This is a genomic window from Virgibacillus flavescens, assembly GCF_050574275.1.
GTDB lineage: Bacteria > Bacillota > Bacilli > Bacillales > Amphibacillaceae > Virgibacillus_F > Virgibacillus_F flavescens.
This window is the reverse complement of sequence record NZ_CP192260.1, coordinates 1,275,736-1,297,689: the sequence shown is the minus strand read 5'-3', so window position 1 is coordinate 1,297,689 and position 21,954 is coordinate 1,275,736. Positions and strand designations below refer to the sequence as shown.

Below are 21,954 nucleotides of genomic sequence, written 5' to 3'. Positions count from 1 at the left end.
ATGTCACGACGAAAATAATAAACTCCAGCCGCAGCTGGAGTTTTCTTTATGAACCGACCATTTTATCAGGCAGATCGTGGATGGATTCGATTAAGTCGTTGAGCTTTCCTTCAATGCGGTGCAGCAAGTAAAACGTCACCACAATTGGGAAACCAACATCGGTTACGAAAGCTATCCATGCTTCCATTTTGTTTCCTCCTTTTCAGTTAATTAAGGTCCAATTTGCAAGACCCAGGCCATCTAACATGAAACTCGGGAGACAGACCATACAACCATATCCGGGACATAGCAACACCCTCCCAGGCAACAAATCACCAAACTCGGGAGACGCTATCGCTCTTCCCAGTCAGAAATCAAAAAGACCAGCGCCAGAATGTCACTTCTTGTCGCTGGTCTTTTAATTAAGCTAAGTCGATATCTAATACGTTACGTTCAACGATTCGTGCACTTTTCTTCGCAACTAAATCGCCACCAGATGATGTGAACGCGTTTTGCGTGATGATTTCATCCATTGCAGCTTCCACTGCAGCGGTATCAACAGGTTCAATCGGGTTATCAAGTGTGTACGTTACCACTTTGCCGTCTTCGTTCTCAAATTTCATTTCCAATTTCTTCGCCATCAGAATCCCTCCTTTCCTATTGATTTAAACGCTTGTTACTGCTGACGTAACTCGGAGCTGTCGTTGCGTTCTATTTTGAAAAGAACACGCTGCTGTAACGGCTCAAGTGCGATGGAGATCGCGTATAACTGGTCTGCAGTAGCTGCAAGTTTTACGTTGTTGAAGCTCTTCGATTTGAAGATCTCCTTACCAGTGATACCATCCACGCCGTCGTTGAAGACTAAACGTAGTGTTGAATTTTCCAAATTTGAGATTGCCATGTTCCTCACCTCCTTTCACTACTACAATCGAATCACACAGTGAAAAGGTGGCAAGTAAATAAAAAAATAAAAATCGCCACCAGATTTAGATTGGTGACGATTGTAGTATAGATAGGATGTTTTTATTAAATACTGTTGTGCGGTTGTGTGGCCAGTGTGGGGTAGTGCGCGACTTTCCGTTGCTGGTGCGCGATTATTGATGAGTGGCGCGCGTTTATTGCTTGGATGCGCGCTATAATTTACCCTAGTTGCGCGATTCCATCCTAGGCTCGCGCGATTTCAATCCAACCACGCGCGATCTACGCCCGGGTTTAACCGGATCTTCATTAACTTAAAAATGTATGCCGACTGGAGTGGGAATCGCGCGTAGTCCGGCAGAAATCGCGCATCGTTGCCTGAATATCGCGCGCAGCACATTGATATTCGATCACGAACCACAGAAATTCGCGCACCCAGTGGTAGAAATCGCGCATACTGCACCATTATTCGCGCGCCAACCTGCCAAAATCGCGCACCACCACCACCACCACCGACTACGTCAACTAAATTTAATAATAAACACCAATCCCCGGACCAAACGGGATTCCTAATAAAGCAAACGCTAATAACAGGATAATCCACGTGCCTAAGAAGACGATGCTGTACGGCAGCATTAGTGCTATTAAGGTTCCGAGGCCAGCCTTTTTGTCATATTCCTTCATAAATGCAAGGACAATAATAATATATGGATTCATCGGCGTAATGATATTAGTCGATGAATCAGCGATGCGGTAGGATGCCTGGATAAATGCAGGCTCATATCCTAAGAAGTAGAACATTTTTAAGAAAATAGGTGCTTCTAGTGCCCATTGTGCTGAGCCGCTAAAGATTAATAAGTTCATTACAGCGGTTAATAACACGAATCCAATTACTGCTGCAAGTCCGGTAAATCCGAGTGATTCTAGGAAGTTTGCTCCACTAACAGCAATCCATGATCCCATGTTTGTCCATTCAAAGTACGCAATGAACTGTGCTGCGGCAAATATTAATACAATAAATCCGGACATATCTTTCATCGATTCGCCCATAAATCCACCGATATCTTTCGAACTTTCAATCTTTCCAACAGTTTTACCATACGCTATACCTATTGCTATAAACCAGATTAGAATGATTGGTACAATACCATCTAAAAATGGAGATGGTACGATGCCACCTTCTTCATTTGTTAATGGGGAATTCGGAAGCAGTATAACAAGCACGATCAGCGCTATAAAGACTGTACCAACAATAATTGCGTTTCGGAATCCTTTCATCTCTAACGAGGTTACAGGTACGAATTCCTTTTTCACTTTACCGGTGTATTCACCGAGTCTCGGTTCTACTATTTTTTCCGTTACCAGCGCGCCTGCAATCGATAAAAAGACTACAGATACAATCATAAAGTACCAGTTATCTACTGGGGTTACCACAATATTCGGGTCAATTGTCTGCATAACCTCGGTAGAAATACCTGATAGCAGCGCATCTGTTCCGGTAATCATAAAGTTGGCGGTGAAACCGGACCCAACGCCGGCAAATCCTGCTGCTAAACCTGCGAGTGGATGTCTTCCCACATTATAAAATACCATGGCAGCAAGTGGCGGAATAATTACGAAAGCTGCATCGGACGCAATATTACCCATTATTCCTGTAAAAACTACTGCGTAAGTTATGAGCGAAGCTGGAGCTTTTAAAATAGTGCTCTTAATTGCTGTTTCAAGTAACCCCACTTTATCCGCAAGTCCAATACCGAGCATCATTGCCAATACTATTCCGAGCGGCGCGAAACCGACAAAGTTATCGAGCATCGAAGTCAGTATGTATTGTAACCCTTCAGTAGTGAGCAAACTTTTAATCGTTAATGATTCCTCCGCTCCAGGAACGGTAAATGTTACATTAAACAGGGAAATAATCGACGACAATACAATTACAATAGCTGCTAAATAGACAAACAGCATAAAGGGATCGGGTAATTTATTTCCTGCACGTTCAATGACATTAAGAAATCCAGTCATTCTTGAATTTTTAGCTTCATTACCTTTTGCTGACATGGAATACACCCTTTCAAATTAAGAACTTATTTTATAAAGCGGTAAACCTTTCTTGGTCTTCCTCGTTCACTTTGCTGAGCCTTCCCGCACGCTTCGATTATGTTCGCTTGATCAAGCAAAGTTAAAATTCTGCGGCCATTTCGTTCCGTGCTTTTTAACCATCGTGACAGATCCTGTGAAGTAAACTCGCTTCGATTGTACTGATTGACATACGATTGAATTTTGGAAATAACAGCAGGATTGACGCTGTTTTGATCCTTGTTGATCTCCATCGTCTTGTAGGAAAAATCTGTTTCCCTAGGGTTTTTCAAACTAATCGATTGGTTTTCATCGATCATCACGATCGTAGATTCTTCAGTTTTACTGTTTCGGAATCCGTACCGGACATTTTGCTCGGCTTGCGAAACCGTCTCTCCAAGACCAACAGCTATTTCCATTTTTATATTCGATTGAGCTTTAACATCGTTAATTAAATGGAATAATTCCATTTCTGTCTCTCCCTTTATTTCCCCCCTTGTTGTGAAAATAAAGAACAACCCATCGCCTAAATGCATTAACGAGCCATTAACTTTTTCAGTTAGCAGCAGCAGGGAGCGTTTTAAATCAAGTTCAAAGTGTTTCATTTTAAAGGAATAATACAAGTCGTCCTGTTTCTCTGAATTAAACTCAATCTTACAGCCGACCACTGCCATTTGTGCATTCTTGTACCGGTTTGACTGCGCTCGTTCTCTCAATAATTGAATGGTCAATTGAATGGAAAGATACGATGGTGTAACCCGATAAACCGGAATACCTAATTTTTTTAATCCAAAATATGTTTCCTTGATTGGGGTAATAACTACTTCAATTTTCCCTTCATCGTACAGCTGTTTATGAAAATCGATAAAACTGGAAGTATGTTGATACCCTTTAAAAGGGGTACTGTAATAGTGCAATGACTCCAATTTATAGTAAGACAGGATTTTTGCTAATTCTTCTTCGGCAATCGTGTCAATACTGACCTTTTCATAAACCTTCTTCTCGTTTAACTGCGCTTCCAGCAATGTGCCAAAAAAACTCGATCCATGCAGTGGAGGAAAACTGGCTATCTCGTCCGTTATTAATTTCATTTCGCTCGCGTATGTGAAATTTAACACGCCAGAAAACAGCCATTGGTCCACATATCCTTTGTTTTTTTCAAGCAACGCGTTAATATCGCTTAAATTCTTATAGATACACGGAATAAATTCCACATCGTCACATTCTTGTGCCACGTACATGATCCGCTGCATGGAATCAGCTGGACCAATGACACCAATTCGCACTTTCATTTTATTCACCTGTTTCTCAGATTAGTTATTCAGCAGTTTACTAGTGGGGTTCGAGCGTCGATCCCCCCTTTATAATAGATACATATGTTTCTAGCGCTACTGCCAATGTGGATTCCTCGAAATCAAATTGCCGATGGTGATGCGGATAATCAAGCTTTGTTCCAAACAGCATGTACGTTGCCTTTCCGCCATTTTCCTTAACCTTGTTTATCATGTAACTTGCATCCTCAGAACCAGCGACTTCTATCGTCGGAAGCACTTCTTTCAGGCAGCTATCCGCTACCCTACCTCGTTCCATTACCGAAATCACTTCATCGTCACAGTTAATTTCCTCTGCACCGCCAACAATCTCCACGTTCACGCTAACGTCATACATATCCGCTGCCGCCTTAATGATTCGCTTTGCTTCAACGAGCATATAGTCGTTAATTTCTTTCGTTTTCCCACGGACCTCAATCTCCAAATGCCCCTCGTCTGGTATAACATTCCGCCCGCTTCCAGCAACAATTTTACCAACGTTGACCCGGCTAATCCCGTCGCTATGACGAGCTATCGTATACAGATTTGTCGCCGCAGTAGCTGCAGCTATTAATGCATTTTTTCCAAGCTCCGGCTTCATTCCAGCATGTGATGCCACACCTGAAAAATCAGCATTTAATTTCGTAGTCGCTAAGAATCCTGTGATGGTTGCTGCCACTGTTCCAACTGGCAGTGAACTGATACCAATGTGTCCTGTATAAAAATAATCAACATCATCAAGCCACCCTTTATCTGTCATGGCTTTCGCTCCTCGTCCACCTTCTTCTGCTGGTTGGAAGAGCAGCGTGAATCTGCCTTTCAGGTTGTTATGATTTTCGGCAATAAAAGTCGCCGCACCAAGTCCAGTAGTCATATGGCCATCGTGCGCACAAGCGTGCATGACGCCTTCATTACCGGACACAAAACCTTCTTTATACGGAAGATGGTGGTTTTCTTTCGCTTCTTTAATCGGCAGTGCGTCAATATCGAAGCGAAACGCAACATGATCTCCCTGTTTTTCGGTGTCCCATGTTGCGACGAGTCCAGTGAATCCACCTTTCATTTCTTCGAGCCACGCTTCCTCCACTCCATTTTGTAAACCTGCTTCTTCTTGCGTCAAAAGTTCAGCATCAGACGGCATCCCGAGTCGCGATTCTTTTTCCATGACGTTTTTCCCAAGATGAATCGTGAAACCTAACTCCTTGAGGTATTTCCCCAGCCTATACGTGGTGACATACTCCATAAAACCAAGTTCAGGATATTGATGGAATGTACGCCGCCATTCTGTCAGTTTCGGAATCATTTTCTCTACAAACTTATCGGTCATACATTCATTCCTCTCTTAATTTATCTAGTGTGTCGATTGCGATTTGCACCAGGACCGCGCTCCCATGTTGCAATGCATCTTCATTTAGCTTAAACCTTGGATCATGAAGCGGTCGCTGTTCTTCTTTGTTGTCAATTTGCGTGCCAAGCCAAATAAATGCTCCCGGATACGCTTCTAGAAAACGACTGAAATCTTCTCCAGCTAAAGACGGTTCGACCGTTGGGGTTGCCGCATCTCCCAATACGCTTTGCGCTGACTTTCGAGCTACTGCCGCCCACTTCGGCGTATTGATCGTGGCAGGATAGCCATCAAAATACTCAATTTCCACGTCTGAATCAAACATATCGGCAGTCTGTTCCACGATTTTATGGAAGCGACCTTTCAGCGTTTTTTTCACTTCTGTAGAATACGATCTGATCGACCCTTCTAGCACAACCTGATCAGCGATCACATTGTGCGTATATCCACCGTTTATCTTTCCAATTGATATAACAGACGGTTCAAGCGGATCAACATTACGGCTAACGACCGTTTGCAGCGCAGTTATCATATGACCAGCCGTCACAATCGCATCACACGTCTGATGCGGCATACTGGCATGACCGCCATTACCTATAATTTTTAACTTAAAACGATCCGTCGCACCCATCATTTTCGTATCACGAATCCCCATCGTACCTACTGGCAGATTCGGCCAGACATGTTGTCCATAAATAACATCCGGTTTATATGTATCAAACACGCCATCATCCATCATCACGCTGGCCCCACCGATTGGCGAGTTTTCCTCCGCCGGTTGAAAAACAAGCAATACAGTACCATGAATTTCTTCACGCATTTGCTGCAAAATATATCCGGCACCAAGCAGCATGGAAGTGTGCGCATCATGACCGCAAGCGTGCATGGCATTCGCATGAGTTGAAATAAAATCATGATCATTTAACTCCTGAATCGGCAGCGCATCCATATCTGCGCGAAGAGCTACCGTCTTACCCGGCTTACTTCCTTTAATAATTCCTAAAACACCATTCTTCGCAAAACCACTTTCAAACGGAATACCATATTCCGTTAACTTCACCTGAATTAACTTGGACGTCTCAACCTCCTCATTGCTAACCTCAGGATGCTGATGCAAATGCCGTCTTGTATGTATAATTTCTTCTTTAATTTTTAATAGATGTTTCTCGATTGTACTGTTCACGATGCTTCCTCCTCAAACTTTCTACAAAAAACGATTAACGGAAAACTTCCTTTAATAAACCGTTAATAAGATTATACAAAATATAGTTTGATTTGTATATAATATTTTAAAACTTTAGTTAAACAGAAATATCAAAAAAATAATAAACGTATTTAGACTGGTTACGAGGACCGGGTGTGTGCGCGATTTCGGCCGTGGGTTGCGCGTTTATGGCAGGTTAGCGCGCGAATACTGCTTGGGTGTACGCGATTTCCGATAGACCACGCGCGACTATTAACGGGAGGCGCGCGATATTTAACCATGGATGCGCGATTCCATCTTAGGCTTGCGCGTTTTCAATCCAACTACGCGCGATCTCCGCCAGGTTTTAACCGGCACTTCATTAAATTAAAAATGTATGCCGACCAGAGTGAGAATCGCGCGTAGTTCGGCCGAATTCGCGCATGGTGGCTAGAATATCGCGCGCTGCTCATTGATATTCGCGCACGAACCTCAGAAAGTCGCGCACCCAATAGCAGAAATCGCGCATACTGCAACAATTATCGCGCGCCAATATGCCAATTTCGCGCACCGCACCGCCACCCACACCGCCACACCCTCACTTCACTCACCACAACTCCACCCACAATTAAACGGACCTTCATTAACCAAACCCAAAACAATAATTAACCAAACCAAAACCAAAAAATGCCGCCACCAGAATAAACTGGTTAGCGACATTCGTTATCCAAGTACTAATCCGCCGTAAGCTAAGGCTGCGGCGATTACAAATGCGGGGTGTACTTTGAAGCGTTCGATTAGCAAATAACTGCTGATTGTAATGAGTGCTGTTTGCCAAAAGCCGATTCCGACGTATGATTCTTTGAAGAATTTCCACGCCATGATACCTAGTAGAATTGCAATTACCGGTCGTACGTATTGCGTCAGTCTTTTCACCTTTTCGGAATCCTTGTATTTATAAAGAATTCCAAGCAGTAAGATCATAATAATTAAGGATGGAGCGACCGCGGCAAATACTGCAACTAACGCGCCTAGCACGCCGCCTTCATCGTACCCGATATATCCTGCCATTTTAGTGGCGATTGGGCCGGGGAGCGAATTTGCGAGTGCGAGCATTTCACTGAAATCCTGAACGCTCATCCATTCGTACCGTTTCACGACTTCATTTTCAACTAATGGAATGGAAGCAGGACCGCCGCCATAACCAAGAATCCCTGGAATGAAAAAGGCTAAAAATATATGCCAGTACTTCATGACCTCTCACCAGCCTTCTTCTCGTCATGCTGGACCGATTGTTCTCCCTCGTTATTTTTATCTTTCTTAACCAGCGCAGCTACAATTAAAAGTCCAATCATGATGCCTGGATGAACATTTAAGAAATATAATAAAACAAAGAGTCCCGCTGACATCAAAATTGTCTGCGTCCAGCCCATGCCTTTTCCTGCTTTTTGAAAGAACTGCCATGTCAGCACCGCCAGCATGACGCCGACTACTGGTATCACAGCTGCTGTCATACCTTGAACCCATGGCATATCATCGATTGATGAGAGCGATGTCAGCAGAACAATCATCAATACTATCGTAGGAATGATTGTTGCAAGAACTGCGTTTATCATTCCGATCAAACCGGAAACATAGTGCCCAATATAGCCTGCCATTTTGGTTGCGATTGGCCCCGGCAATGTATTTGCAAGAGCCAGCAGATCACCAAATTCTTCATCGCTCATCCATTTGTATTTTTCGACTACTTCTTTATGGATAAGCGGAATGGAACCTGGTCCGCCACCATAGCCAAGCATGCCTATTCGAAAAAAGGCTATAAACAAGTCCCATTGTGTTTTCATAAGTCTATTTCCTTTTGGTTAGAGTGACATATCATTACCATGCGGCAACATTACCATCCGTACGTGACTCGGTGCCACCTACCAGTACACCCGATTCCGGGTCTCGCCAAATGATTTGACCACGTCCAAAGCTGTTTGGCTCAAGTGCGACTTTTATGTCATGGCCCCGATCTGCTAGTGCCTGGGCAAGGTGATGCGGAAATCTGTTTTCCACTTCGACGGTTTTATCCTTCATCCATTGCCAGCGGGGAGCGTCGAGTGCAGCTTGCGGGTTCAGACCAAAGTCGATGGTGTTCATCATAACTTGCACGTGTCCTTGCGGCTGCATAAATCCGCCCATTACACCGAACGGCCCAACCGGCTGCTTATCTTTCGTTAAAAATCCTGGAATAATCGTATGGAAGGTTTTTTTGCCACCTTTAAGCGCATTCACATGCTCCTTATCCAGCGAAAAATTATGCCCCCGATTCTGCAGCCCAATTCCGGTACCTGGTACCACTAAACCGGAGCCGAATCCCATGTAGTTACTTTGGATAAAGGACACCATGTTGCCTTCGTTGTCTGCTGTTGCCAGGTAAACGGTACCACTTGAGGATGGCTCACCCGCTTCCGGCTGCAGTGCTTCGTCACCAATCAAGTTTCTTCGTACTTCAGCGTATTCTTCACTTAACAGTGCGGAAGTGCTGTGTTTCATATGCGCTTCTTCGGTCACATGTTTATGCGCGTCAGCAAATGCTAGCTTAATAGCTTCGACTTGCTTGTGATAGGTGTCCACAGATTCTTTCTCAGGAAATTTGAATCCTTTAAGTATATTTAGTGCCTGAAGTGCAACAATTCCCTGTCCGTTCGGAGGAATTTCCCACACGTCATAGCCACGATAGTTTACGTTGATCGGTTTTACCCACTCTGTTTCATGTGCAGCAAGATCTTCAGCTGTAAGGTAACCACCATTTTGTTTCGAGAACTCGGCAATTTTTTCAGCTAGTTCACCATGGTAAAATGATTCTGCGTTCGTTTCTGCAATCAAACGCAGCGTTTCAGCGTGGTCTTTTGAGGACCAAACTTCACCAATTTCCGGTGCACGTCCTTTTGGTGCGAATGTGTTAAACCAGTTTGCAAATACGTCATCGGTTAATTTTTCTTTAAAAACGCCGTAGCCTTTTTTCCAAAACTTGCCCAATGTCGGGGAAACGGGGTAACCTTCTGTTGCATAATTAATCGCTGGTTCGAGCACTTCGGTTAATGGCAGTTTTCCAAATTTATTCGATAGTTCAGCCCATGCGCCTGGTGCGCCGGGAACGGTTACAGGGGTCCAGCCGTATTTCGGTATTTCTTCATGTCCTGCTTCTTTGACTGCATCGATTGATATGTTTTTCGGAGCACGTCCGCTTCCGTTCAGTCCATGTAGCTCACCCTTGGTCCAAACTAATGCAAATGCGTCGCCGCCAATGCCGTTTGATGTTGGTTCTACGACTGTTAGGCAGGCTGCTGTTGCGATTGCGGCATCGATTGCGTTTCCGCCTTTTTTCAAAATATCAAGGCCCGCTTGTGAGGCAAGTGGCTGTGATGTTGCGACCATGCCTTTGGAGCCATATACTGCGTTTCTGGTTGTTGGGTATGGATGTGCTGGATGGTTAAACGATTTCATAGGGTACACTCCTTGTATGGTTACTTGTTAATTTTGATGTTTTCAGTTTTACACTCAAGATTTGTGATTTTTTTACGACGTAGTCGTAGCCACTGAAAAAGTCACATGAAGTACGAAATAAGTGGATCTATTTTCGCATCATCGAATATATTTCGCTTTCCGTGGGCACGGCTTCAGCTTCCTCGGATAAGCAAAGAGCGCTTTCCTGCGGGATCTTCAGCTCGCGCTGTTCCCACAGGAGTCTTCATATATTCGATGATGCTAGGTTAAGGTGGAATAATAAATTTTTAACATCTACCACTTTTTCAGTGGCCATTGATTCGCACGCACCGTAGAGTCCAAAAGTTTAGTTTGTAATTCAACTCTATAACAGAAAGATTTTAGTGATAAAAATCAATTAGCTCTCCTCTACACTTCATGACAGGCTACGTAATGGCCATCTCTTACTTCGCGCCATTCGGGTGTTTGGGTTTTGCAGTGTTCTTGGGCAATTGGGCAGCGGGTGTGGAAACGGCAGCCTGTTGGGATATTTAATGGGCTTGGTACGTCGCCTTTTAAAATAACCCGGTCACGTTTCTTTTCATTTCCTACTGTAGGGATTGCCGATAACAGTGCCTGTGTATATGGATGTAGTGGTTCTTGGTACATGGAATGTTTATCAGCCAGTTCAACGATTTGACCGAGGTACATTACTGCTACACGGTCACTGATATGTTTTACCACGGATAAGTCATGCGAAATAAATAAATACGTCAGGTTATACTCTTTCTTCAGTTTTTGAAGTAAGTTGAGCACCTGGGCTTGAACAGATACATCGAGTGCAGAAACCGCTTCGTCGCACACGATTAATCTCGGCTTCACGGCAAGTGCTCTGGCAATGCTAATTCGCTGACGCTGACCGCCACTGAATTCATGCGGATACTTCCAGTAGTGCTCCGGTTTCAGACCAACATCTTGCAGCAGTCCGTGAATATAGCTCGTTATTTCTTTTCTCGGTACAATATGATGTGTCTTAATAATCTCGCTCAACATGGATCCTACTGTCATTCGCTGATTTAAGGAACCATATGGATCCTGGAAAATCATTTGAACATCTTTACGTAATTCTCTCAATCTCTTCTTATTATAATGGTTAATATTTTCTCCATCAAAGATAGTATCTCCGGCAGTTGGGTTTTGCAGGCGAAGAACGGCACGTCCCATTGTCGACTTGCCACAGCCGGATTCACCAACCACGCCTAACGTTTCGCCTTCATAGATGAAAAAGGAGAGATCGTCCACCGCTTTAATATAGTTCTTAACGCCAAGCGTTTTGCCATTTTCAAAATACTTCTTTAATCCATTAACTTCTAGCAGCTTCTCTTGGTTCTTCTCCACTAACATAACCGTTCCCCTCCTCTTCTGGCCATCTATCTGTGAACATCCAGCAGCTTACCTGGTGATCGGATTCGCCGATTAATTCCGGTGACTCTTCATGGCACATGCTTTTAGCGAATGGACAGCGATCCGCAAAACGGCAGCCAACAGGCATATTGCCCGGACTTGGAACAGTACCTTTGATAACAGCAAGGCTTTCCTGCTCCACTCCCATCTTAGGAATTGCTTCAATTAGACCGCGGGTATACGGATGCATCGGGTTATCAAATAAATCCTTCGCTGTGCTGTATTCCACAACTTTTCCAGCGTACATGACAAGCACTTTATCCGCCATTTCCGATACCACACCTAGGTCATGGGTAATCATCATGATCGACATGTTAAGTTTAGCTTTCAGACTGTTCATCAGTTCCAAAATCTGCGCCTGAATCGTTACATCAAGCGCCGTCGTCGGTTCATCAGCAATTAATAGCTTTGGATTGCAGGCAAGCGCGATGGCAATCATCACACGCTGTCGCATTCCACCACTTAATTGGTGCGGATAGTCGTCTATTCTTTTTTCTGGTGAAGGAATTCCGACAAGCTGGAGCATTTCAATTGCTCGTTCAATCGACTCTTTTTTGCCAGCATTCTGATGGATCCTCACCGATTCCGCTACCTGCCTCCCGATGGTGTGCACGGGATTGAGGGATGTCATCGGTTCCTGAAATATCATCGACATTTCATTGCCGCGAATCCGGCTCATTTCTTTCATATTTTTGTGAACAAGGTCTTCACCTTCAAGCAGGACCTCGCCGCTTGATACCTCACCGTTTTTAGGAAGTAAACCCATGATTGCCAGTGACGTCAGGCTTTTACCACACCCGGATTCACCAACGATGCAAAGGGTCTCACCTCTTTTTACAGAGAAATCGATCTTATCCAATATCGAAACGGTTCCTTTTCTATTCCGAAACTGTACACAAAGCTCTTTTACCTCGAGCTGATTCTCCACCTTCATCACCTCTTTTGCCAATTTGTGCTAATAGATTTACATATAATTATTTCTAAAATGATTCTTGAACATTCACAAACTCTATTGAAAAACTGGTAGATTTTTAGATAATCACTATTCACTCTTACTTAGCAACTTCGAATATACGTAGACTCCTGCGGGAAGTAAGAGATCGGCGAGACCCTGAAGGACGTTAGTCCGAAGAGGCTCGACACTCGCCCGCGGAAAGCGAAGTATATTCGAAGTTGCGAGGATTGATCCTCACATTTTATTTACATGTAATCCTAGTTTTTTTTAAGTTAATCTCACTACTTCATCTTCGGATCCAACATATCTCGCAAACCATCACCGAACAGGTTGATCGACATAACAGCCATAAAAATAAATAAACCCGGGAAGATTACTAACCATGGCGCCGAAGTCAAATACCCTTGCCCTTCAGCAAGCATCGCACCCCAGCTCGGTGTAGGCGGTTGCGTACCAAGCCCAAGAAAGCTCAGCGATGCTTCTGCGATAATCGCTCCAGCAATATTTAACGTTGCCATAACTAAAATTGGTCCCATTGAGTTCGGAAGTATATGAAATATCATAATTCGCCAGTCTCTAATACCAGACGATTTCGCCGCCTCGACGTACTCACTTTCACGCTTGGCTAGTACTTCTCCACGCATTAAGCGAATATAGTTTGGCGTGAAAACAAGTCCAATCGCGATCATCGCGTTTTCAAGTCCTGCACCTAATACTGCTGCAAGCGTCAAAGCCAGAATAAGCGGCGGAAAAGCAAGCATCGCATCGGTAAACCGCATGATCAGCAGCTCATCCCATATTCCACGGTAGTAACCGGAAAATAATCCAATCGGTAAACCAATTGCCAGCGCAATTCCTACCGATATTAAACCAGCTTTCAGCGAAACCTGCGCCCCGTAGATCACCCGGCTTAAAATATCACGTCCGAGGTTATCGGTCCCAAACCAATGTTCCGCACTTGGACCTTGCAGTACTGCACTGTAATTTTGCGCAGCGGGATCAGCCGGAGATAGGATACCTGCGAATATTGCCATGATAATTAAGACAATCATGAATAATCCACCAGCAACTGATAACTTATTTTGCCAAAGTCGCTCAAGCATACCGATAAGCAGTCGCACTTGCGGACGCTCGGTAAATGATGTGGGTTGCGTATTTATCTCTTGTACCTGTCTCATTATTTTGATCCTCCAGTTAATTTGATTCTCGGATCTAAGATGGAGTATAAAATATCGATGAAAAAGTTAATGAAAACAACTGCAAAGGCCATAAATAACACAACACCTTGCACAACCGGGTAGTCCCTTGTCAAAATAGATTCTAAAATTAATCGACCTAGACCTGGTACTGCAAAAATCGTTTCTACAATTACCGTTCCGCCAAAGAGCGTCGTCAATTGCAAGCCACTTACTGTAAGTACAGGGATCATTGCGTTTTTCAAAGCATGTCCGAACACGACGGATCGCTCCATTAATCCCTTGGCATAACCAGTTCGAATGTAATCAGACTCCATAACCTCAAGCAAACTGGACCGGATCATTCGCATCATTTCTGCTGACATCCGCGTACCGAGCGTTATAGCAGGCAATATCATCAGCATGATGCTTTGGAAAAAGTTTTCCGTTAACGGGACATATCCAGATGGCGCAAACCAATCCAACGTTACAGCGAAAACATAAATTAACAGAATTCCTAACCAAAAGGATGGAAGCGACACGCCTGTCAAAGCAAATGTTGTTCCAAAATAATCGATCGGTGTGCCTTTCCGTATGGCACTTATAATTCCAGCCGGTACCGCAATCAGCATCGCAATAATAAACGACATGATCGTTAACTCTAGCGTCACCGGAATTTTATTTAAAAGAATACTAATTACTGGTGAGTTATCCTGAATGGAATAGCCTAAATCACCCTGGACCACTCCGCTTACCCAGTCAAAATATCGAACATAAACAGGATCGTTCAATCCCATTTCATCACGCAGGGCAGCAAGCGTTTCCGGTGTCGCTTCCACTCCCAACAATAGTGTTGCCGGGTCACCAGGTAAAATATTTACAAGTCCAAAAACAATAACACTTACGAGAAATAATACGATGATCATCAGACCCAGTCGCCTAAGTAAAAAGTATCCCATTCTGCTTCCCACCTTTAATGTGATAAGGTGCTGCCAGCACGCGCAACACCTTATTTTGTTTCATATAATCCAGCTTCAACCCCCATTGCCTAGTGCCCTTCAGGTCATACGGCGATAAACAGGCGTTTGCGCTTTATTCCTTTATTTAAACTTGATCGGTTCTGTTCTGATCATTCCGTCTGGCACGTGGTTAAAGCCTTCTACAAATTTCTTCATTGACTTGTAGTCCTTCTCGTGGAAGATAAAGATGTATGGAACGTCTTCCCAAAGAATGTGCGACACTTCATTGTATAGTGCTTTACGTTCTTCGCGATCAGATGTAGTACGAGCTTCTGTTAATAATTCATCAACTTTCGGGTTCGAATAACTCATTTCGTTTAGAGACCCTTCAGATGAGAACCACGTGTACGCATTTCCATCTGGATCTGTACGTCCACTCCATCCGATACGAAGTGCGTCATAATCATGGTTACGCATTTGTTCAAGCAATGCACCAAACTCAACCATTTCAATTTCTACCTTTACGCCAATCTGACTTAGCATCGATTGCAGCATTTGCCCAACCTGCTTTTCTTCTGGCTTAGGCGTAATTTTTAATGTGAAACTGATATCTGTCTGTCCTGATTCTTCGATTAGTGATTTAGCCTTTTCAATGTCCGCTTCCGGTACTTCGATGTCTTCCGGATTTGCCCAGCTGGACGGCGGGAATGCGCTGACAGCTGGTGAAACGCCATCATGATACACTACTTTCGCAATCGCAGCACGGTCAATCGCGATATTGATCGCCTGACGTACCTTCTTATTCTTAAATGGTTCACTTTCTGTGTTAAGCATCAATCCTTGGAATCCTAAACCATCTTTTACTGACATATTGATATTGGAAGCTTTTTTAACTTTGTCGATATCCTTGTAAGGAATTTCATTTACAATATCAAGTTCGCCTGAAATTAAGTTTGTAACACGTGTATTTCCATCCGGGTAAGGGCGGTATACAACGTTTTTAATTGCCGGTGCCTCTCCCCAGTAATCGTCAAAACGAGTCAGTTCGATGTGATCCTGCTGTACACGTTCTACAAGCTTGTAAGGGCCTGTCCCAACTGGATTGTTGGAGAAATCTTTTCCTGATTCTTTAACTGCTGTTGGGGAAACCATCATCCCTGCACGGTCCGTTAAAACGGATAAAAATGGAGCATATGGCTGTTTAAGCTTCACTTCGACTACATTCTCTTCCACTGCATTCACTTCTGTAACAAGATCAATTTCTGAGCTGCGCGGTGATGCCAACTCTGGATCAAGCATCCGTTCAAAATTAAATTTAACAGCTTCAGCATTAAAAGGAGTACCGTCCTGGAAAACTACACCTTCCTGAAGTTCAAACGTATATGTTTTACCATCTTCAGAAATTTTCCAGCTCTTAGCTAGCTCTGGAACGAATTCAAGGTTTTCGTCAATGTCGACAAGCGTGTTATACAAGCTCTGAAACACTTGGCGGTCCACTGCTGCCGATGAACGATGCGGATCCAGCTGTGGCGGATCATCGTCCAAACCAATTGTAAGTGTATCCTTATCTTCCTTTTCAGTTACTGGTTCTTTACTATCCTTATCAGAACTATTCTTTCCTTCTGACGAATCTGAACTACATCCAGCTAATCCGACAAAAACTGCAACTAGTAGAAAAAAAAGTGCTTTCTTCCAAGTGAATGTCAAAATAAACAACCTCCCTGTATTTTAGGTTTCCTTATAAATGAAACTAAGATAAGTACGCTTCTTGAAAAACTGTTAACAAAAATAGATGAAAACCTGCCGAAGTTTCGCGTCCTCCCGTCTAAGGTATGTAATTTTCTAACTATTCTTTAAGTTGTTAATATAATACAAAATTAAAAGTATAAAGTCAATGCTTTTTCTAACAAAAATATTATTTATTTTATTAAACGCTTTCATAAATGTTAATAATGTCCATAAATGGTTTCACATTGTATATAAAATAGGGATAAGAACCTTCACAAAAATCTTTTCACATCTGCTGTTTTCTGTTACTATTAAAAGTAGAGTTAATTTTGCATTAATTAGGAGCAAAAGAGATGAAATTTGATGACGTGGATAAAAAAATAATCGAAGAACTTGTTCGGGATGGGCGCCTTTCGTACGTTGAACTAGCAGAAAAAGTAGGCTTCTCCCGCGTAGCAGTTAAAGATAGAATTCAAAACATGAAGGATGAAGGAGTAATCGAAAACTTCACCGTTGTCGTAAATTCAGAGAAATTCGGCAAAAATGTTTCCGCCTTCTTTGAAGTGGACGTCGAACCGAAGCAGCTCCAGGAAGTTGCCCAAAACCTCGCAGACAACCCAAGTGTAGCGAGCGTCTACCAGATGACCGGCCCAAGCACCTTACATATGCACGTGCTTGTCGAAGACTTTAAGATGCTTGAGATCTTTATTAATAATGAACTATACGCCGTAGAAGGAATTACCCGAGTAGAAAGCTCGATCCTGCTGAAGCGATTTAAGAGCCGGACCGGATATAAGTTGTAATTATATTAAAAGAAGGTGCAGCCCATTGTGGGTCTGCACCTTTTGTTTTATTAATCTATCATCATGGAATCGCGCATTGGCTAGGTGTAATCGCGCACGTCGTCCCAGAATTCGCGCGCCACCCTGCCAGAATCGCGCAACACCTGCCAGGTTTCGCGCACGGAACACCTGTTATCGCGCACCATTCACCAGAATTCGCGCGCCATCCCGCCAGAATCGCGCACCATCACTCAAATTTCGCGCACCTCCAGCCGGGAATCGCGCACACCAACGCTGATTTCGCGCGCCCGCGCCACCAAACACCCCAACCCCATCAAACCTCATGACACGCCACAAAATGACCTTCCTCTACTTCACGCCACTCCGGAACTTCCACCTTACAATGCTCCTGCGCTATCGGACAGCGCGTATGGAACGGACATCCAGTCGGATAATCGGACGCACTAGGCAGATCTCCCTCTAACCTGACCCGCTCCTTTTTCCGACCAGGAACCGGACGAGGAATAGCAGATAACAATGCTCTTGTATAGGGATGCAACGGGTTCTTGAAAATCTGTTCCGCTGTTCCAAGCTCCACCATTTTCCCCAGATACATGACTAATACACGGTCACACATATGTCGGACTACACCTAAATCATGGGAAATAAACATATACGTCAGTTGATATTTTGCCTGCAAATTAACCAGCAGTCTTATGATTTGTGCCTGGACGGATACATCCAGCGCAGAGACTGCTTCATCGCATACAATTAATGACGGATTAAGCGCGATTGCTCTTGCAATCCCAATACGTTGTCGCTGACCGCCGCTGAACTCGTGCGGGTATCTTTCATAATGTTCTTCTTTCAACCCTACTTCTACTAGTAACGCGCGAACTCTTTTTTCTCGCTCATTTTTTGGCAGATCTGTATGAATGACAAATACTTCTTCTAACGCATTTCCTATTCGCTGCCGCGGATTCAAGGAAGCGAACGGATCCTGAAAGATCATTTGCATGTCCTTCTTGAATCCCTTTAATTTCTTATTCGACAATCCCTCAATATGCTGACCGCGAAATTGAATGGTGCCATTGGTTAGTTTCTCGAGTCCCAGTATTGTTTTGCCAAAGGTGGATTTCCCGCAGCCGGATTCACCAACGATCCCCAGGGTTTCACCTTCAAATACCTGCAGGCTGACATCCTGTACGGCTTTTACGTTTGCTGTTGTGCGCTGAAGTATTCCACTTTTAATCGGGAAGTACTTCTTCAAATCTTTTACCTCAAGAAGTGGCAGTTGACTTGTCATCAAGTTCTCCCCCTTGCAGCCAATTTTCGTTATCATCATCTACATTAGGAACTGCGGCTAGTAGTTTTTTTGTATAATTATGCTGTGGGTTGTTAAAGACGCTGTACACGTCTCCAGTTTCAACCACTTCACCGGCGTACATAACCATTACTCTGTCGGCAATCTCTGCTACTACGCCCATGTCGTGCGTTACAAACACCACGCCCATTCCCATCTGTTTTTTTAAATCGTCAATCAGGTCCAAAATCTGCGCCTGGATTGTCACATCCAGTGCTGTCGTTGGCTCATCTGCGATTAATAGCGAAGGCTCGCAGGCTAATGCCATCGCAATCATTACTCGTTGACGCATTCCTCCACTAAGTTCATGGGGATATTGTTTTAATTTTTCAGCAGGATTTGGTATCCCGACCTTTTTAAGTAATTCAAAACTTTCCCTCATTGCCGCTTTTTTGGACATTTTTCGGTGTATCATTAACGGCTCGCTAATTTGAAAACCTATATTAAATACTGGATTCAAAGCAGTCATCGGTTCCTGAAAAATCATCGAGATTTCATTCCCGCGAATTCGCTGCATTGCATCTTCTGTTTTCCCAACTAGTTCTTCATTTTTAAGTCGGATCGAACCTGTTATTTCCCCGTTCGTAGGTAATAGACTCATAATCGATAGAGAAGTAGCGCTCTTTCCGCATCCGGATTCTCCTACAATACATAATGTCTCGCCTTTATCTACAAAAAAAGAAATACCCCGAACAGCCGGGACTTTCCCTTTGGCTGTTCGATATTGGGTAACAAGATCTTCAACTTGCAGTAAATGTTCCATTCTACACCCTACTTTCTGCTGACATCATATAGTGACCATTTACCAGTAGGATCCACAACTAGACCTTCAACAGATTTATCATAGGCAGCTGTTACCGTACCGTGCTCCATAACGATCCATGGTGCATCTTTAATAGCTAGGATATTAGCTTCATGCAGTTTTTCTTTTCGAACTTCCTGATCGACAGTGGTTCTTGATTCGTCTACTAATTTATCAAATTCCGCATTGTTGTACATACTGCGATTGGATGATCCGATATTATCTGAGTGCAGATTTGGATACAGCAATTCACTTCCATCGGCAGTACTGTTTGACCAGCCCAGGAACGTCATTTCATAATTTCCTTTACTGCTTGTCTCGAGGAACGTTGCCCATTCCATTGTTTCGATTTCTACTTCAAGACCAATTTCTGTAAGTTGTGCCTGAACAATTTCGGCCATCTTCATATAGTTATCACGGTTTGCTACTAATAGCGTTACTTTTTGACCGCTATAGCCATTTTCTTCGATCATTTGTGCCGCTTTGTCTTTATCAAACGCGTACCCAGCATCTTTTGCTTCCTCATTGTAGCCAAAGACTTTCGGCCCAATGATGCTTTCATTATAAATTCCTAATCCGTTTAACTGTTCCACATACGCTTCCTGATCCACACCATAAGCAACGGCTTGTCTAAACTCAAGCTCATTAAATGGTGCCTTATCCATGTTAAATCCTAAATAAGATACACGCGTTCCTTCAGATTTCTGTACTTCCACGCCATCGATTGATTCAATTCTTGGCAGCTGGTCGGAAGGCAGTGCATCGATAAATTGAACTTCGCCTGTTTCCAGCATAGAAATAGCTGTTGACGTCTCTGGCACTACTTTGTACGTAACTTTTTCAAGCGCCGCAGGTTCCTGCCAGTAATCTTCATTTCTTGTCAGGGTAATATGGTCACCTTCTACCCATTCTTCAAAAACAAATGGTCCAGTGCCGACAGGTTCTTTGTTAATATCGCCATCTTTATCAGCCGTTGGACTTACAATCGCTGCATTCGTATGACTTAACGCCGCAAGCATTGGTCCGTATGGTTCTTCAGTTTTCAAAACAACCGTATATTCATCTTTTACTTCAATTGAACTGATCGGCTCTACCAAGGAAGCTCTTGGAGCAGCTCGCTCAGGATCTTTAAGCTGTTCGAATGTATATTTCACCGCTTCTGCATTAAAAGGTGTACCATCATGAAACTTGACACCTTCTTTTAACTTGATTACCCAGGTGTTTTTATCTGGAGTCTCATATGATTCTGCCAATAATGGCACTGTGTCCAGCGTCTCCGGATCCATCGTGAACAATGTTTCATAGATTTGATACGTTACATTAGAAGAAACGGAATCATTCGTATCGATTGGAGATAATCCAGCAGCATCTGAAGTGGATGCATACGTTATTTCAGCAGGCGCATCACCACTATTCGCATCTCCGCCAGACTTTTCATCATTACTGCAACCTACTAAACCAGCTACCGCTATTAGTAACAGCACCATCAATTGAATTACTCTTTTACTCATATTTCTTCCTCCTCTTTTTTATACATCTAATTCCATATTCGGATCTAACGCATCTCTTAATCCATCGCCAACAACGTTAAACGAAAAGATCGTCAGCATAATTGCAACACCTGGGATAATCGACATATGTGGAGCACTCCACATGAAATCTTGACCTGCCGCAATCATTGCACCCCATTCAGGTGTCGGTGGCTGTGCGCCGAGTCCCAAAAAGCTAAGCGCTGACGTGGACAAAATCGCTGTCCCCATCCGCATCGTGGCAAATACAATAATCGGAGCCATACAGTTAGGCAGAATATGTTTAAGAATAATCCTTCTGTCGCTTGCCCCCAAAGACTTCATCGCCAAAATATATTCCTGCTTTTTGATCGATAAAACACTACCCCTGACGATTCGTGCGCATCCCGGAATCGACCAGATACTAATTGCGATCACAACATTTATTAAACTCGTGCCAAGCATCGCGATAATTAGCATAGCTAGTAAGATTCCTGGAAAGGCAAACAGTAAATCTACTATCCGCATAACAAAACCATCAATCTTCCGGTAATAACCGCCCAGCAGTCCTAACGTAAGCCCGCCTATCAGTCCAAAAAACACCGAAGCCAGTCCTACAATGAGTGATATTCGTGCCCCATAAACCAACCGGGACCACATATCGCGTCCATAATTATCAGTTCCAAGAAAGTGGTTCTCTGCCCCTATTCCAAGTTCTGTTTCCTGTAAATTTTGTTCAAGTGGTCCATGACTTACAAGAAGTGGCGCAAATAAAGCTAGAATAATTAATAACGTTATAACAATAAGTCCAAATACGGCCAGTTTATTTTTCAGAACCCGTTTAAAAGTTTGAACAACATACCTTTCTTTCCTCTCCGATTTTTTATTATCTTCATTGACAGATGCATGATATTCCACTAACTCTACCTCCTCTCAGCT

20 protein-coding genes are annotated in these 21,954 nt (G+C 43.5%); 1 reads left to right on the top strand and 19 read right to left on the bottom strand.

What is annotated here, in order from left to right; translation table 11 throughout:
- Nucleotides 1–46: 46 nt before the first annotated feature.
- From VBD025_RS06335 to VBD025_RS06265, 15 genes are all read right to left on the bottom strand, one after another.
- Nucleotides 47–187: a YvrJ family protein gene (locus VBD025_RS06335; protein ID WP_430790389.1), complete on the bottom strand. Its 141-nt coding sequence runs from the start codon at nt 185–187 to the stop codon at nt 47–49.
- 214 nt (nt 188–401) lie between these two features.
- Nucleotides 402–620, bottom strand: a complete 219-nt coding sequence (locus VBD025_RS06330) for a DUF2922 domain-containing protein (protein ID WP_430790387.1) — start codon at nt 618–620, stop codon at nt 402–404.
- A gap of 35 nt (nt 621–655) precedes the next feature.
- On the bottom strand, nt 656–880 hold the full coding sequence (locus VBD025_RS06325) for a DUF1659 domain-containing protein (RefSeq protein ID WP_430790386.1): 225 nt from the start codon (nt 878–880) through the stop codon (nt 656–658).
- 548 nt (nt 881–1,428) lie between these two features.
- A complete protein-coding gene (locus tag VBD025_RS06320) occupies nt 1,429–2,952 on the bottom strand; it encodes an AbgT family transporter (protein WP_430790384.1) in 1,524 nt (507 codons plus the stop codon).
- A gap of 26 nt (nt 2,953–2,978) precedes the next feature.
- A complete protein-coding gene (locus VBD025_RS06315) occupies nt 2,979–4,262 on the bottom strand; it encodes a hypothetical protein (protein WP_430790382.1) in 1,284 nt (427 codons plus the stop codon).
- A 40-nt stretch (nt 4,263–4,302) separates the two neighbouring features.
- Nucleotides 4,303–5,607: an amidohydrolase gene (locus VBD025_RS06310; RefSeq protein WP_430790380.1), complete on the bottom strand. Its 1,305-nt coding sequence runs from the start codon at nt 5,605–5,607 to the stop codon at nt 4,303–4,305.
- Nucleotides 5,608–5,611: 4 nt separating this feature from the next.
- Nucleotides 5,612–6,808, bottom strand: a complete 1,197-nt coding sequence (locus VBD025_RS06305; protein ID WP_430790378.1) for a M20 metallopeptidase family protein — start codon at nt 6,806–6,808, stop codon at nt 5,612–5,614.
- 723 nt (nt 6,809–7,531) lie between these two features.
- Nucleotides 7,532–8,062 (bottom strand): chromate transporter, encoded by a 531-nt coding sequence (locus tag VBD025_RS06300; RefSeq protein ID WP_430790376.1) that lies wholly within the window; start codon nt 8,060–8,062, stop codon nt 7,532–7,534.
- On the bottom strand, nt 8,059–8,652 hold the full coding sequence (locus VBD025_RS06295) for a chromate transporter (protein ID WP_430790374.1): 594 nt from the start codon (nt 8,650–8,652) through the stop codon (nt 8,059–8,061). Before VBD025_RS06295 ends, VBD025_RS06300 begins: the two co-directional genes overlap by 4 nt.
- Before the next feature lie 34 nt (nt 8,653–8,686).
- The gene (ggt, locus tag VBD025_RS06290; protein WP_430790372.1) at nt 8,687–10,300 is read right to left on the bottom strand and encodes a gamma-glutamyltransferase; all 1,614 of its coding nucleotides are present in this window, start codon (nt 10,298–10,300) and stop codon (nt 8,687–8,689) included.
- A gap of 408 nt (nt 10,301–10,708) precedes the next feature.
- Complete coding sequence (locus VBD025_RS06285) at nt 10,709–11,683, bottom strand: ABC transporter ATP-binding protein (RefSeq protein WP_430790370.1); 975 nt, start codon at nt 11,681–11,683, stop codon at nt 10,709–10,711.
- On the bottom strand, nt 11,643–12,677 hold the full coding sequence (locus tag VBD025_RS06280) for an ABC transporter ATP-binding protein (RefSeq protein WP_430791290.1): 1,035 nt from the start codon (nt 12,675–12,677) through the stop codon (nt 11,643–11,645). Before VBD025_RS06280 ends, VBD025_RS06285 begins: the two co-directional genes overlap by 41 nt.
- A gap of 302 nt (nt 12,678–12,979) precedes the next feature.
- Nucleotides 12,980–13,876 carry an ABC transporter permease gene (locus tag VBD025_RS06275; RefSeq protein ID WP_430790368.1) on the bottom strand — a complete coding sequence of 299 codons (897 nt, stop codon included), beginning with the start codon at nt 13,874–13,876 and terminating at the stop codon, nt 12,980–12,982.
- The gene (gene nikB / locus VBD025_RS06270; protein WP_430790366.1) at nt 13,876–14,832 is read right to left on the bottom strand and encodes a nickel ABC transporter permease; all 957 of its coding nucleotides are present in this window, start codon (nt 14,830–14,832) and stop codon (nt 13,876–13,878) included. Before nikB ends, VBD025_RS06275 begins: the two co-directional genes overlap by 1 nt.
- Before the next feature lie 141 nt (nt 14,833–14,973).
- Nucleotides 14,974–16,539: an ABC transporter substrate-binding protein gene (locus tag VBD025_RS06265; protein WP_430790364.1), complete on the bottom strand. Its 1,566-nt coding sequence runs from the start codon at nt 16,537–16,539 to the stop codon at nt 14,974–14,976.
- A 374-nt stretch (nt 16,540–16,913) separates the two neighbouring features.
- Between VBD025_RS06265 and VBD025_RS06260 the strand changes: the two genes are divergently transcribed.
- Nucleotides 16,914–17,363 (top strand): Lrp/AsnC family transcriptional regulator, encoded by a 450-nt coding sequence (locus tag VBD025_RS06260; RefSeq protein ID WP_430790362.1) that lies wholly within the window; start codon nt 16,914–16,916, stop codon nt 17,361–17,363.
- Between the two features lie 313 nt (nt 17,364–17,676).
- Here the strand turns inward: VBD025_RS06260 and VBD025_RS06255 are convergent, their stop codons facing one another.
- Genes VBD025_RS06255 through VBD025_RS06240 form a run of 4 tightly spaced genes read right to left on the bottom strand, consistent with a single transcriptional unit; the run spans nt 17,677 to nt 21,933 of the window.
- Nucleotides 17,677–18,648, bottom strand: a complete 972-nt coding sequence (locus VBD025_RS06255; RefSeq protein ID WP_430790360.1) for an ABC transporter ATP-binding protein — start codon at nt 18,646–18,648, stop codon at nt 17,677–17,679.
- Entirely contained in the window at nt 18,623–19,468 is an 846-nt protein-coding gene (locus VBD025_RS06250; RefSeq protein WP_430790358.1) for an ABC transporter ATP-binding protein, read from the bottom strand. Before VBD025_RS06250 ends, VBD025_RS06255 begins: the two co-directional genes overlap by 26 nt.
- An 8-nt stretch (nt 19,469–19,476) precedes the next feature.
- Nucleotides 19,477–21,018: an ABC transporter substrate-binding protein gene (locus VBD025_RS06245; protein WP_430790356.1), complete on the bottom strand. Its 1,542-nt coding sequence runs from the start codon at nt 21,016–21,018 to the stop codon at nt 19,477–19,479.
- An 18-nt stretch (nt 21,019–21,036) separates the two neighbouring features.
- Entirely contained in the window at nt 21,037–21,933 is an 897-nt protein-coding gene (locus tag VBD025_RS06240; protein WP_430790354.1) for an ABC transporter permease, read from the bottom strand.
- Nucleotides 21,934–21,954 lie beyond the last annotated feature (21 nt).

What these genes read in the sequence shown, in the direction of transcription:
- VBD025_RS06320 (WP_430790384.1), bottom strand. Translation starts at nt 2,952, where the DNA reads ATGTCAGCAAAAGGTAATGAAGCTAAAAATTCAAGAATGACTGGATTT.
- VBD025_RS06310 (WP_430790380.1), bottom strand. Translation starts at nt 5,607, where the DNA reads ATGACCGATAAGTTTGTAGAGAAAATGATTCCGAAACTGACAGAATGG.
- VBD025_RS06295 (WP_430790374.1), bottom strand. Translation starts at nt 8,652, where the DNA reads ATGAAAACACAATGGGACTTGTTTATAGCCTTTTTTCGAATAGGCATG.
- VBD025_RS06315 (WP_430790382.1), bottom strand. Translation starts at nt 4,262, where the DNA reads ATGAAAGTGCGAATTGGTGTCATTGGTCCAGCTGATTCCATGCAGCGG.
- VBD025_RS06275 (WP_430790368.1), bottom strand. Translation starts at nt 13,876, where the DNA reads ATGAGACAGGTACAAGAGATAAATACGCAACCCACATCATTTACCGAG.
- VBD025_RS06260 (WP_430790362.1), top strand. Translation starts at nt 16,914, where the DNA reads ATGAAATTTGATGACGTGGATAAAAAAATAATCGAAGAACTTGTTCGG.
- VBD025_RS06330 (WP_430790387.1), bottom strand. Translation starts at nt 620, where the DNA reads ATGGCGAAGAAATTGGAAATGAAATTTGAGAACGAAGACGGCAAAGTG.
- VBD025_RS06250 (WP_430790358.1), bottom strand. Translation starts at nt 19,468, where the DNA reads ATGGAACATTTACTGCAAGTTGAAGATCTTGTTACCCAATATCGAACA.
- VBD025_RS06335 (WP_430790389.1), bottom strand. Translation starts at nt 187, where the DNA reads ATGGAAGCATGGATAGCTTTCGTAACCGATGTTGGTTTCCCAATTGTG.
- VBD025_RS06285 (WP_430790370.1), bottom strand. Translation starts at nt 11,683, where the DNA reads ATGTTAGTGGAGAAGAACCAAGAGAAGCTGCTAGAAGTTAATGGATTA.
- VBD025_RS06245 (WP_430790356.1), bottom strand. Translation starts at nt 21,018, where the DNA reads ATGAGTAAAAGAGTAATTCAATTGATGGTGCTGTTACTAATAGCGGTA.
- VBD025_RS06255 (WP_430790360.1), bottom strand. Translation starts at nt 18,648, where the DNA reads ATGACAAGTCAACTGCCACTTCTTGAGGTAAAAGATTTGAAGAAGTAC.
- VBD025_RS06300 (WP_430790376.1), bottom strand. Translation starts at nt 8,062, where the DNA reads ATGAAGTACTGGCATATATTTTTAGCCTTTTTCATTCCAGGGATTCTT.
- ggt (WP_430790372.1), bottom strand. Translation starts at nt 10,300, where the DNA reads ATGAAATCGTTTAACCATCCAGCACATCCATACCCAACAACCAGAAAC.
- VBD025_RS06280 (WP_430791290.1), bottom strand. Translation starts at nt 12,677, where the DNA reads ATGAAGGTGGAGAATCAGCTCGAGGTAAAAGAGCTTTGTGTACAGTTT.
- nikB (WP_430790366.1), bottom strand. Translation starts at nt 14,832, where the DNA reads ATGGGATACTTTTTACTTAGGCGACTGGGTCTGATGATCATCGTATTA.
- VBD025_RS06325 (WP_430790386.1), bottom strand. Translation starts at nt 880, where the DNA reads ATGGCAATCTCAAATTTGGAAAATTCAACACTACGTTTAGTCTTCAAC.